The following is a 13274-nucleotide window of genomic DNA, read 5'->3' on the forward strand; positions in this document are numbered from 1 at the left end:
GCAACACCTTAGCCCAGCAGGGCTTGTAGTGTTGCACTTGGAGTTGGAACCTAAGTAGTCTAAAAGCCATGGTGTACAAAAAACACATGGAGGTGAGATACATCAGACTGGTTGCCAGAGCAATCCCGGCCACACCGAGTGGTTGCATGAATAGGTAGTTCAAAATAATTGTGAGGATGAGACTGATGGCCGACCCCCACATCAGAATATGGTTAGCTTTGAGAGACGAGAGCAGTCGGACTGCAAGAATACCAAGAGCGAACGGAGCGATCTGTAAGAGGGCAAGGGATTGAACCCAGGCCACCTGACGAGTATGTGCATCTGTAAACGCACCGCGTTGAAATAAGAGCTCGACGATGGGTTCGGAGAACGCCACCAATATCACCGTCAGCGGGATCGTAACGGCCGCGATCAATCGTGCATAGGTGAGCAAGGTGTGCCGGATCTCCTTCCACTGCCCTGCCGCAACCATCTCTGAAAAGTATGGAAGTACTGCCGTGCTAGCAGCCATAGAGCCTACGCCCAGCAACAGCATGGGAATCTTGTTCCCGTATGATAGGATCGACACACTTCCCGACCCTAATGAAGCCGCCATGATCTGTCCCACCACTTCTGTACTGCCGATCAAGACCGCACCGGCGAGCATCGGTGCATATTGATTCCACACCGTCTTCAGCGCAGGAGTCATCCCAGACCATCTGGGAAGAAGCCGTAGGCCTTCCCGAGCAACACCCCACCCAAGCAGAGCCGCGTGGCACACCGTACCCGCAACCACTCCGATGGCGAGCGTATAGATGTTGATCGTACGATTAAATGCCAGAAGGACGATAATAGTAATGAATGCCATGACAGCGGGAGTACTAGCGGCAAGGGAAAATCGTTCGTGTGCATTGAGTATCGCGCCCCAGGTGGTGGCCAGTCCACTCAGGAGCAGGCACGGCAACAGGATTGTGTATAAAGACACTGTCAGGGTCAGTTTTTCTGGAGGAAACTCCACGGCTACCAGACGGAGCAAGAACGGGCCAGCCACAAATAGGAGGACGGTCATTGCTGATAGGAGGAAAAGACTGCCTACCAGCACACTTGCGTAGAGATCTGCCGCCGCTGCCATACTCTCCTGTTTTCGCACCTGGATATAGGTCGGAATGAGTGCGGCATTCAGAGACCCGCCAACTAGATTGATCGCAAAGGATGGGATTAGGAATGCCATCAAGAACGCATCGAGTTCATCTCCAGCTCCGAATTGATAGGCTACCACCAAGTCTTTTCCGGCAGAGACAACCTTTGCCAGGACAGTTAGGGCACCGACGGTCATCAGGGCACTAAGGATCCGGCGGTTGATAGACTGCACGTGCCAGGTATCCCACCATTGAAGACCCATTTGCAGCACGTTGTGCATACGGTTCAATCCAGTACTCGCACGAAGACACACTTGATTACATCACAGTTCCCGGCAGTACTACGCCAACCGTTCTGTACTGTGGGTGCTGGCATATCACCCTTGTGCATTACTCAGACCAACCGTATTTCATTGGGATAGTTTCGTTCACTCAAAAACAAGAGCAACCGAACGGCGCTCTTCTCATGCTGGTTACGCTGGGAGGGTTTTCAGCATTCTCGCAGACCTGAGAGTGAGGATACCCATTGGACCTCCCTACCCTACTATTCCTTTCTTTGCAGGCTTCTCGTCCAGATACGCGTAGTACGGATTATTGGGGACTGGGACTTTCTGTAGAACGATGCCCAGTATTTTCCCGCCTGCACTCGTCAGCTGGTCGATCGCCGATCGACAGGCTCCTCGGGTTGTCTGGCCGGCACTGGCTACCAAGAGCACACCATCGACCTGGGATGCGAGGATCACAGAGTCGGTGACGGGGAGTACCGGAGGAGCATCCAGAATGATGTGATACCCGTCCTGTCGACATCGATTCAGCAGAGTTCTCATCTGTTTAGAGTGGAGCAGTTCCGAAGGGTTGGATGGGCGCTCGCCCCGAGGAATCACCAAAAGGTTGGCGACATCGGTCCGATACATAATCTCTTCCAAGTTGGCTCTTCCGGCCAAGAAACTGACGAGCCCTTTTGTTTCAAGACCGAGGCCTTGGATGCCATGGATGCCGCTGTGAGTAGGTTTCCGCAAATCCGCATCGATCAGTATGACCCGAGCACTCTCCAACTGGGCCAGTGCAATCGCAAGATTCATTGAAAGCGTCGTTTTCCCTTCGCCTTCCCCGGCGCTTGTGATGAGCACACAGGACGGCAACTCGTTGGGGCTGGAGAGCAGTACGCTCGTCCGGATGATACGAATATGTTCAGCCGTGACACCTGAGGATTGGTCGGTGAGGAGATACGCGCGCGCTCCAGCTTTGGCTTTTGGCATGAGTGGTATTGTGCCTAGAAAGGAGACCTTTGGCAGATAGCGTCCCAAATCATCAGGGCACTTCAGGGTCCGATCACGCACTTCCAGGAAGAGAGCGAGTCCAATCCCTGTCATGAGCCCGACAAGCAGTCCCACAATGATATTTAACTGCTTCTTGGGCCTAACTGGAATGGAGCTTGGCACTGCAGGGTCGGCGAGATACACATTGGCCGTGGGCAGTCCGGCCGAGAGGTTGGCTTCTTTCGTCTGTTTTAGAAATATATCGTAGATATGCTGTGTGCTTTCAGCCTCCCTTTCGAGGATTCCATAGTCGACCTCATACTGCTCGAGCTTAATTTTCTCTTGTCTATGACGACTCGCGGCTTCTTTAATGACGCGTACTCGGCCACGTGCTGCGTCATAATCCTGTTTCACCGAGTCGAAGATTTTCTGTACCTCTTGCCGGATCCGCTCACGAAGATCCCGTATCTCCGCCTGTGCATGAATCAGCTTGGGGTGAAGCGGACCATACTTTTCTGCCAACTCGGCAACCTGACCTGAAACCCGAATGTCCTGCCCTCGCAGCGTTTGAATCAGTGGCGAACTCAGCACTTCGGTCGAGGCATCCAGGCTCGACCAGTCTATCTCGATCACTCCGCTCTGGTCGGTTCGGTTACGCAAGACCGATTTAATTTGCTCCACGCGAGACTGGGCCTCGGCTAGTTTCATTTCCGCCCGAACAAGCTCCGAGTCTAATTCGGTGTTCGTGTGAGTCCTCACGGTTTGCTGTTCACGGCCTCCCATCAACCCATGCTTCACTCGGAACAGGTAGAGTGTCTGTTGAGAGGCTTCCGCTTTCTTGCGCAGCTCATCGAGATGGGTCGTAAACCACTGAGCAGCTTTGTCCTTCGACACCGCGTTCAACTCCTGGGTGCGTTCGATGTAGGTCGAAGCCAGTGTATTGGCGATGAGCGCGGCAAACTGAGGATCTTCAGAGGTTGCGATCACATGCGCCAGTCTTGCGCCTCGCATAGGCACGATCTCGACAGCCTCAGTAAATCGCTTCAACAATCGTTCGTCAGCTCCCTCTTTCTGCGCGACAATATCCGCGTCAGCGGTAGGTATTATGCCGCCCACCATCGACGACAGGATCGACGGTTTGGGTTGGTATTCCGGCTGCTCTGACAGATGAAGGAGCTGTGCCGTTCGTTGAAACACATGATGGCTTTTTATCAATTCAAACTGGGTCTGAAAGTATTCTGGGGAAAGGTCGCTCTGACGGGAGTCTCGATCGTTTTGCAGACCATTCGGTCCTACTTGCTCGACGACCACCGTGGCTTTGGCTTGATATTGTGGCGTCTGCAGGAATGACCAGACCGCTGCAACACCTGCAACCCCCGCCGCAATCGCCGTGATCAACCATACACGCCGCCGACAGGCACCGGCATACTCGGCAAGGACAGTCTCAGGGCCATCACCAGGAACAGATTGGAGCGGAGCAAAACCCTCATTGCGATTCATGTAATGGTCCTTGTTTCAGCAGATTGCAGGAACACTCGTGTGTCCCAACGAGCCAGCGGCATCTTTCACACACGACGGCAATAGTCCAACTTGCCAGATAGCTGCATGCCCCAAGGGGAAGAGACAAGACTGCCATAACTTGTGAGGGAGTCTCAAGACCGAAGTGTTCGGAATGTGGAAGTTCGTGTCGCACGTACTCTCGTTAACTCTGCCTGCTTCGAGAGAACGTGACATCAGCGATGTAAGCAGTGTCGATATTAAACAATGTAGTCTTAAAAGACCGTCTGCGCGGACAGCATAAAAGTGTTGGCCTGGTAGGTAAACTCAGTTTGAGTCGAGTCTCGGTCCTCAAAGATATATTGGGCACCTAGCCCGAGCCATTTGACCGCTTGGTAATTCACTCCAACCGCAACATTCTTTAAACCCTCGCTCCTATCGGAGCCACTTGCTGTGCCACCAGAACTAAATCCTTGGAATTTGTCGTGCTCGTACCCCAGGTTGATATTTACTGTCGTGCGGTCTGTCAATTCATGCCTTGCTGTCAGATTCACACCAGTCGCGGTATAGAACAGGGAGCCGCTTGATACCGTCTGTTGGATCGTCCTGTACAGCTGCAGAGTGATCCTCAACAGCGGTGTCGCCTGCCAATTGAGCCTTCCCATGACATAGAAATTGGAGTAGGTATCTTTGTCCCTGAAAAATCGGCTCAACACTGGAGGAGGCTGATTGACCTGCGCGCGAGTAAATTGCACGTGCTGATATCCAACCAGAATATCTGCGGACGTCATCTCGCTGACGTTCCACGTTCCTCCTCCGCTGACGGTATAGATGACATTATCCAGATTCTTATTCTGGTCATAAATCGATTGCTGCGCGCCAACGGTAGCCCGCAGAGACAGTTTGTCTGTGATGTTGCGAGAGAATATCAGGTCAGCTGTATTCGTCAGCCGATCTCGGACAGGGCCCTGGTTATTATTCAGATATGTCCAGCGAAGCGTTTGCAGATACAGCCCAACGCTTGACTGCGTCCCAGAGTACTCAGCGTGACCCGTAAAGCCATTGGCTGTCCATTTATTCACCCCGAGACGTTGCGTATTCACATCATCCACGGCCGAACCTCTGGCATCATGTCCGAGCTTGTGCTCGCCTTGGAGGTCAATGTTGAGGCCGCCGGGAAAGTTGAACTGGAAGGCTCCTACCGCGGTCTGATCCTGCACATCGTTCGACGACGTGCGTGAATAGTATTGAAGATTGGTACGATAATCGATGAGGAAGGAGTGGGATCCTGCAAACGGCAATCGAGCTTGGATGCCTGGTGAAAGGGTGGTCAGAAAATCACTGGTTTTGTTGCTGTTGGTCCTGAACACATTATCGGTGTACATTTGAGCCACCCCCATGTGGGGGTGCAACCTGAGCGGTCCCACCAACACCCCATCGCCAGGAAGGGCTGCAGGCAGGCTTCCCGGATAGATGGAATAATAACCCGTCATGGGCCACTGCGGGGTCAGGTACAGAGATCCCATGAGCGCGGGATTGGCGAACTGCGACAAGAACATCGTCCCCGATGCACCAAAGAGGGACCCTCGGCTGACAGCGGAGTCGATGGGTGGCCCGGATTGCTGTGCCAACGTCAGTTCAGCCGTTGCCACCGTTGCAAGAATTCCCACGGCACATGCGATGAGCTGAACATCGTGAGTCAGGAATGCCCACCGCGAGATCGATCTTGGAATCCCTGCATGGAGAGGCCCAGCTGCCACCTCCGTTCTCACAGATGGGGTACTGCAACTGGATCGGAAAATCATGATCGTTCGAAACGGCTTTCAGGCGGACTCGGGTAACGCCACGTTTTAGCATGACGGCCATTATCGTCGTGCATTCTTTGTCGAGAGGGGAGGGATGACGAAGGAGAGATTTCTTGGATCGCCGCCACTTCATCTGCCTTGATATGGATCAGTGCAGCTTGTTGAATGAGAGAAACACGGATCACTAATCCATGCTGCTTTTCCCTCCGTACAAGTTGTCCACGAAGGCCTGTCAGCGGCCCGTGCACTACTTCTACCCATGCGCCGTCGGTAATATGATTCCACTGTTCCATCACGCGATCAGTCGAGGAAACCTTTTGGAGGGCAATGATCTCATCGGGATGAATAGGCTCTGGTTTCGGGATTCCGATGATACGGATAATGCCCGGTGTCTTGAGGACCGTAAGGGTATCGATCAAAGCAAATTTTGCGAAGCAATAGCCCGCAAACAGTGGCACTGCTGTTCGTACTGTTCGGTCAGACCATTGGCGGTCTTGCGTGCTCAATGGAAGAAAGGGTTCGATCCCGACTGAGAACAGCCTATCACGCGCTTATTTCTCGTGGCGAAAATGTGTCTGAAGGGCATACCACTGAGAGTCATTTGCCAAAATTTTAGTTGTCTCCATCACTGTTGACGAACTGGTTTGGTTTAACTTAGGGGAGATATAGCTTCGCCACGTAAGTCCCAATCGGACTTAGTAGTATAACTAAGTACAATAGGGCTAGTTGGATATAGTCTAGGCATCGCCACTTGTCAAGTAGTAGTAGGGCTGGTGGATATAAGTTCTGGTAGTGCTATTTATCAATAAGAAGCAATGCGTATATGCATGTCAAAGTGTTGATCTATCAGCACATTATGGCCTTTCACAAGTATCGAGAGTGTTGTGTCCTGCCATCGTAAAACCACAGCCTCCGTGAGAATGATATTGTGATCAGGGCTCTGGACTTTGCATAATTGAGGTCCCATCAAGCCGCAGGTGTTAATACTGTTCCAGCCAGTGTGATGACCGGCCGCCCCCACGTGAATGGAGATATGGGCCGGGCCATGCAGCTCCAATCGCTGTTACCTAACTCTCAGGGCTTGATTTTCAGATCTATTCGTACCGCTCAACCTCATGGTGATTGCCTGCACGCGCAGGGACTGTGCTTGACGTCTCTTGTCCCTCTCTGCGACGCTGTCAGTCTATCCTCTTGATCAGAAAGATGCCCCGTGATGTCGATACAGTGGTTTCCCGGTCACATGAATGCCGCGCGCAAAGAAGCGGCCAAAACGATGGAAGTGATCGATGTCATTGTCGAGGTGCTGGATGCGCGTGCCCCTCAGGCCAGTTCCAATCCATTGATTGAAGAGCTGCGTCTGCCTCGGCAGCGCCCATGCCTGAAAGTCCTCAATAAAGCCGATCTTGCCGACCCGGCGGTCACAAAGGCCTGGCTCGAACAGTTCAACCAACAAGAAGGCGTCTCGGCTGTGGCCCTGTCCTGTAAAAGTGCAGGTGACGCTGCCAAGATCCCTCGCCTCTCCCAGCAGCTTGCTCCCCATCGCAACAGCAATGTGAAGCCGCTGCGCATGCTGATCATGGGAGTCCCCAATGTCGGTAAGTCGACGTTAATGAATACGCTCCTGAAGCGGCGCATTGCCCGTGTGGGAGATGAACCGGCGGTGACCAAAGTTCAACAGCGACACAAGCTGGGCGACCAGATGGCCATCATCGACTCGCCCGGGTTGCTTTGGGGGACGATCAAGAACCCTGAGGTGGGTTTGTTGCTTGCGACGATCAATGCCGTCGGCCATACGGTGGTCGATGATGAAACTGTCGCCGAGTTTCTCGCGGGGAAGATGCTCGCGCGCTATCCCGCGAGACTCACGGCCCGCTACGGATTTGGGGTGGAGGGGCTGACCAGTGCGAGGGTGATTGAAGCGATCGCCAGAAAGCGCGGCTGTCTACTGGCCGGAAGCGGCGGGGCGTTGGACCGGGATAAGGCCGCGAGGATTTTCCTCGCCGACTACCGCGATGGCACGCTGGGCCGCGCCAGTTTGGAAGTTCCAGAGGCAGGGGAAGCAGCGCAATCTGAACCAGCCTGAATGGAGTGGGCTGGAGGCTACTCCAGCCCCGGAAGTAGGCTTGCAGACCAGCCACACTCGACATGTTGATGATCACTCCCCCGCCCTGTTGCTTCATCTGCCAAAAGCCTACCGGACTGACAAAATCTTACCCTAGTACATGCATCATAAAATGTGGTACCGTCACACGTCTAACCCCAGTGGTCCTATTCATGTCAGATGACTGCGCTCATGAGGCGTGTGGGGATTCTCTCCCAAGTGCAGAGTACAAGATGCAACTGAGCCGGACTAGTAACGGACTCACGAATCCGATGACCGCAAGCGGTGATGGTTCGGCATGTACCCGCCTTGATCTGAGATCTCACGCCTGCCTTCAAACAGAAATATTCCATCGAATTGCTGATCTAAGGATTGTGTGACGTATGAGTACACTGAACAGATGGTTGCAGCAGAACTCTAAGGATTCGTTCGAGCAGCAATGCCAGCAGCTCACCAATTTACTGCGGGCGAAGGAACAGGCGCTGGAAACGACATCGCACGAGTTGAAGGTCAAGAATGCGGCGATGCAGATGCTCGAACAGAAGATCATGTCGTCCGAGACGCAGTCCACCTCAACCCAACGAGAACTCATCGCACGAGCTGAGCGGGTGAAGGCGCTTGAAGCAGAGATAGCTGCACAAGCGAAACATTTGACGGACGTGGAAGCTGAAGGAGTTGCGGCACGCCATCGCGTGAGTGATCTCAATGCGACTATCGGCGCCCTGGCCAACGAACTCCGCGGAGCGCAACAGGCTTGTCAGAATGCCGAGCAAACCCACGAGGTCCTGAAGGAAGAAGTCCGTGTCCTACGCGAGCACATCACCCAACTCAATGAAGGCCTTGCCGACCGAGATCACCTCCGTGCCCGGGTCGAGAAGCTTGAGTCGGTGCAAGACCGAGTCCATCAGTTGGAAGTCGAGCTGAGTGATCGAGAAGCGGCTCATCGGGGGGCGCTCCAGCAGTTCGAACAGTCTCTGGTCGAGCGCGACCACCGGATTAGTGAATTCGATAGCAACATGGCTGCCCGGATAGATGAACTGCGCGAAGCTCAATTAGTGAGTCGCACGGCCGAACACACCCAGGAGGTGTTGAAAGAGGAAATCCGAGTGCTGCGGGACCAGATCGGAGAACTCAATAAAGACCTCGCTGACCGAGATCGCCTCCGCGCCCATCTGGAGAAGCTGGCGTCGGTGCAAGATCGTGTGCATCAGCTCGAGGTCGAACTGAGTAATCGGGAGGTGGCTCATCGTGGAGCGATCCAGCAGTTCGAACAGTTGCTTGCGGAGCGCGATGGGCGGATCGGTGAGTTCAATGCGAGTGCGGTTGCTCAGCTGGATGAACTCCGTGAGGCTCAACAGGCGTGTCAGACCGCTGGACACACTCAGGAGGTGTTGAAAGAAGAAAACCGGGTGCTACGAGACCAGATCGGGCAACTCAATAAAGACCTCGCCGACCGGGATCGCCTCCGTGCCAACCTAGAGAAACTATCCAAGGTGCAAGATCGTGTGCATCAGCTCGAGGTCGAATTGAGCGATCGTGAAGCCGCCCATCGGGGAACCCTGAAGCAGTTCGAACAGTCGCTTGCGGAACGCGACCGTCGGATCAGCGAGTTTGATGCGAATACGGCAGCTCAGACTGACAAACTGCACGAGGCGCAACAAGTCTGTCGAACGGCTGAGCAAGCCCAGGAAGTCTTGAAAGAGGAAATCCGGGTTCTGCGTGACCATATCGCGCAACTCAACGAAGGCCTTGCCGATCGGGACCGGCTGCGCGCTGAAGTGGAGAAGTTGGCCAAGGTGCGTGATCGTGTCCATCAGCTTGAGGTCGAATTGAGTGATCGAGAGGCCGTGCATCGGGGAACTCTCCAGCAGTTTGAACAGTCACTTGCGGAGCGGGATACACGGATCAGTGAGTTCAATGCGAGTGCGGTGGCCCAGCTGGACGAGGTTCGTGTGGCCCAACAGGCGTATCAGGACGCCGAGCATGCCCAGGAACTCTTAAAGGAGGACATCCAGGTTCTGCACAACCGTATCGCCCAACTCAACGAAGACCTTGCCGATCGAGACCGATTGCGCACCCAGCTGAAGAAGCTGGACTCAGTCCAGAGCCGTGTGCATCAGCTCGAGGTCGAATTGAGTGACCGAGAAGCCGTGCATCGGGGAACCAATAAGCAGCTCGAACAGTCCCTTGCGGAACGTGATCACCGGATCAGTCAGTTCGATGCGAATGCGGCAGCTCAGACGGACAAACTCCACGAAGCGCAACAAGCCTGTCGAACCGCCGAGCAAGCCCAGGAAATCTTGAAGGAGGAAATCCGAGTTCTGCGCGACCAGATCGCGCAACTCAACGAAGGGCTTGCCGACCGAGACCAGCTCCGCGCCCAGGTGAAGAAGCTAGAATCGGCCCGAGACCGTGTACACCAGCTGGAGGTCGAACTGAGCGATCGGGAAGCTGTCCATCGCGGCACGATCCAGCAGTTGGAGCAATCCATCGCGGAGCGAGACCAGCGGGTCAGTGAGTTCGATTCGCTTGCGGCTGCTCAGGCGGCCGAGGTCCAGGATACCCTGGAGGCCTGTCGGACCGCCGAGCAGGCTCGGGAGGTTCACAAGGAGGAAATCCGCGTCCTCCGTGAACAGATCGCCCAACTCAATAAAGACCTTGCCGGCCGAGATCGACTCCGGGCCCAGGTCGAGAAGCTGGAATCGATACAAGCCCGTGTCCATCAGCTGGAGGTCGAGCTGAGTGATCGGGAAGCGGCCCATCGGACCACCATCAAGCAGATCGAAAAGTCCCTTGCAGAACGCGACCGCCGGATCGACGAGCTCACGCCAACCACCAACCTCCTTCGTGAGAAGGGAACAGAGCTCAAGGAATTGGAAAAGAAATACGCACGAACGGTTCAGGAACATAAGTCAGAAGTGGTCCAGCTCCAAGAACAATGCGCAGCACAGGAGCAGCTTCGCAAGCAACTACAGCTCAATGAGCAACAGCTGCAAGGACGAGACGAGCAGGTTGCGAATCTCACCCGTCAATTACACGATTTTCAAGCAGAACGTCAGCATCTCGCGCAAGAGGTACAGAGTATTCCTGGGAAGAATGAACAGATCGATCGCCTGCAACAACGTCTCAAAGAATTGCGTGGGACACTGCGTGAAAAAGCAGTGCCGGCAAAGGCAGCCTCGACAAAGGAGGGACCTCGCCAGGCCCGTCAGAATGGAGCTGAACTGAGCATTTCAGCGGGACAGCCTAAGGTCACCAAGAACAAGCAGGAGGATGATCTCAAGAAGATCCACGGGATTGGGCCTGCCTTTGCACAGACGCTTCACAAGCTCGGCACTCATACATTCATCCAAATTGCTCGGTGGAAGCCAGAAGATATTGAGAAAATCGCCAAGAAGCTCGAGACCGACCCTGAGCGCATCAAACGGGAAAAATGGATCGCTGATGCCAAGAAGCAACACTATCAAAAGTACGGGGAGCGGCTCTAATCATCCGGCGGTTGGTATGACAGTCGATCCCCTGATGAGGATGGGGGTTGAGTGTCCACCAGTTCTTTCCCCTCTAGCAGTGCTTCATATTGACCAGGCCCAACCAGCAAACCGTGTTGGTGTATATTTCTGATTTCTCCGCTTGACTGGCCATTCTCTTCCTAGTACAGACATCATCAGACGTGGTACCGTGGCGCCGTGCGTCCCAGTTGTTTCATCATCCACAGCGAGTTGATCCCATGAGACGTGCAGGGGTTCTCACCGGAGGGGCAGTTGCGCTCATGCTCCTCGGCATGGTGTGCGTTCCTCGGCACCTTTCCTCCCCGCCACGGTCCGCGATCGTGACTCCGGCCAGCCTTCATGTCAGTTTCGAGCAAGGCAGCTTGGTCCTTCGCGGGTCGTTGCCCACTGAACGCAGTAAGACTACGATTCTTGAGCAGGCGCAGGCGCTCGCTGCGAAAACGCGCATGCGTGTAATCGACCAGTTTATCGTTGATCAGCAGGTCAAGACGGCGGCGTGGGTGGATATGGTGCCGCAACTCTTGCCGGTCTTGGGCGTGATGGTCGAGCGAGGCTCCATCATCATCGATGGACGTTCGCTGCTGGTCAACGGTCAGGTGGCCGGTCATCGTGAGAAGGCGGAGATCTTACAGGCGTTGGCTCCGGTGATACGCGCGGGCTTACGAATTGAAGACCGTGTGGTGATAGCATCGACGGCAGCATCGTCTTCTGCCACGGTTCCTCTGTCGGCACTCCAGCTGCTGCTGACCCAAGTTCTGACGAAATCCTCGATCGAGTTTGAACCCAAGGGCGCGATGATCACGCCCAAAGGACAGGTGGTGCTCGACCAGATCATCACGCTTTTACGGAGAGCTCCCGATACGCCAATTGAAATCGCGGGCCATACCGATGTGGGAGGCGACGCGGAGTACAATATGCAGCTGAGTCGGCGCCGTGCCGAAGCGGTCAAGCAGTATTTGACCAGTCATGGACTTCCAAATCCGTTTACCGTAATCGGCTATGGTTCAACACGTCCCCTTACTCAGGGGAGATCGCCATCGAGCCTTCACCAGAATGAGCGGATCGAATTACTGATGTAAGGACGGACTGACGTATGATTACACTCATGAGCCAGATGCTCGGATGTCTCCTCATCGCGGCAGGAATTGGTGTCGCGGTTGGTTGGTTATTGCGAGGACTCCCAAAGAATTCGCCCGATCATTCCTACGGAGATCTCGCCAATTTGTTGCGAAGCAAAGAACAGGCATTGGAGACGATGTCACATGATTTGAAGGTGAAGACATCAGGGATGCAGATTCTCGAACAGAAGATCATGTCGTCCGAGACGCTGCACTCGTCAGCCCAGCGAGAAGTCACCGCACGCAGTGAACGGGTGAAGGCGCTCGAAGCAGAATTGGCCATACGGTCGAAACGGTTGACGGACTTGGAAACTGAATCAGTCGCGGCCCGCCGACGTGAGAGTGAATTCACTGCACAGGCGGCCGCCCATGGTCTAGAACTTCAAGAGGCCCAACAGGTGTGTCGGGCCGCTGAACAAGCGCGCGAGGTGATGGAGCAGGAAGTGCGCGTGCAGCGCGAGCATATTGCCCAACTCAACGAAGGCCTTGCCGATCGGGAGCAGCTCCGCGCCCGGCTGGAGAAGTTTGAATCGGTACAGAGCCGCGTCCATCAGTTGGAAGTAGAGCTGAGTGATCGAGAGGCTGCCCATCGCGGCGTGATCCAGCAGCTGGAACAGGCCATCGCGGAGCGCGATCGGCGGATCGGTGAGTTCGATGCGGATGTGGCGGCCCAAGCGGAAGAACTCCGAGGGGCCCAACAGGCCGGTCAGGCCGCTGAACAAGCGCGCGAGGTGATGGAGCAAGAAGTCCGGGTGCAGCGCGAGCATATTGCCCAACTCAACGAAGGCCTTGCCGACCGGGAGCAACTCCGAGCCCGGCTGGAGAAGTTTGAATCGGTACAGAGCCGCGTCCATCAGTTGGAAGTAG

The 13274-nt window shown here is 54.8% G+C and carries 8 protein-coding genes (1 of these 8 only partly in view); 4 read left to right on the top strand and 4 right to left on the bottom strand.

Annotation, left to right across the window (positions count from 1 at the left end; all coding sequences use genetic code 11):
• The 4 genes from murJ to E8D52_16820 all read right to left on the bottom strand — a co-directional run.
• The coding region (gene murJ / locus E8D52_16805) for a murein biosynthesis integral membrane protein MurJ (protein TKB66376.1) at positions 1-1399 on the bottom strand (1399 nt) is incomplete at its 3' end.
• 255 nt (positions 1400-1654) lie between these two features.
• Positions 1655-3877: a polysaccharide biosynthesis tyrosine autokinase gene (locus tag E8D52_16810; GenBank protein ID TKB66036.1), complete on the bottom strand. Its 2223-nt coding sequence runs from the start codon at positions 3875-3877 to the stop codon at positions 1655-1657.
• 272 nt (positions 3878-4149) lie between these two features.
• Complete coding sequence (locus E8D52_16815; protein TKB66037.1) at positions 4150-5679, bottom strand: hypothetical protein; 1530 nt, start codon at positions 5677-5679, stop codon at positions 4150-4152.
• The gene (locus tag E8D52_16820; GenBank protein ID TKB66038.1) at positions 5676-6218 is read right to left on the bottom strand and encodes a hypothetical protein; all 543 of its coding nucleotides are present in this window, start codon (positions 6216-6218) and stop codon (positions 5676-5678) included. The genes E8D52_16815 and E8D52_16820 overlap by 4 nt, the downstream gene beginning before the upstream one ends.
• 674 nt (positions 6219-6892) lie before the next feature.
• Between E8D52_16820 and ylqF the strand changes: the two genes are divergently transcribed.
• The 4 genes from ylqF to E8D52_16840 all read left to right on the top strand — a co-directional run.
• Positions 6893-7762: a ribosome biogenesis GTPase YlqF gene (gene ylqF, locus E8D52_16825; protein TKB66039.1), complete on the top strand. Its 870-nt coding sequence runs from the start codon at positions 6893-6895 to the stop codon at positions 7760-7762.
• A gap of 401 nt (positions 7763-8163) precedes the next feature.
• Positions 8164-11268 (top strand): hypothetical protein, encoded by a 3105-nt coding sequence (locus E8D52_16830; GenBank protein ID TKB66040.1) that lies wholly within the window; start codon positions 8164-8166, stop codon positions 11266-11268.
• A 239-nt stretch (positions 11269-11507) separates the two neighbouring features.
• Entirely contained in the window at positions 11508-12368 is an 861-nt protein-coding gene (locus E8D52_16835) for an OmpA family protein (protein TKB66041.1), read from the top strand.
• Between the two features lie 14 nt (positions 12369-12382).
• Positions 12383-13274: the 5' portion of a hypothetical protein gene (locus tag E8D52_16840; protein ID TKB66042.1), read on the top strand. 65 nt of this gene lie beyond the right edge of the window; the window shows 892 of its 957 coding nt (coding positions 1-892); its start codon is at positions 12383-12385; the stop codon falls past the right edge of the window.

Source organism: Nitrospira sp. (assembly GCA_005116745.1).
Taxonomy (GTDB): Bacteria; Nitrospirota; Nitrospiria; order Nitrospirales; family Nitrospiraceae; genus Nitrospira_D.

Coding starts and splice junctions, on each gene's coding strand:
- E8D52_16810 (TKB66036.1), bottom strand. CDS start 3,877: ATGAATCGCAATGAGGGTTTTGCTCCGCTCCAATCTGTTCCTGGTGAT.
- E8D52_16830 (TKB66040.1), top strand. CDS start 8,164: ATGAGTACACTGAACAGATGGTTGCAGCAGAACTCTAAGGATTCGTTC.
- E8D52_16835 (TKB66041.1), top strand. CDS start 11,508: ATGAGACGTGCAGGGGTTCTCACCGGAGGGGCAGTTGCGCTCATGCTC.
- E8D52_16815 (TKB66037.1), bottom strand. CDS start 5,679: ATGATTTTCCGATCCAGTTGCAGTACCCCATCTGTGAGAACGGAGGTG.
- ylqF (TKB66039.1), top strand. CDS start 6,893: ATGTCGATACAGTGGTTTCCCGGTCACATGAATGCCGCGCGCAAAGAA.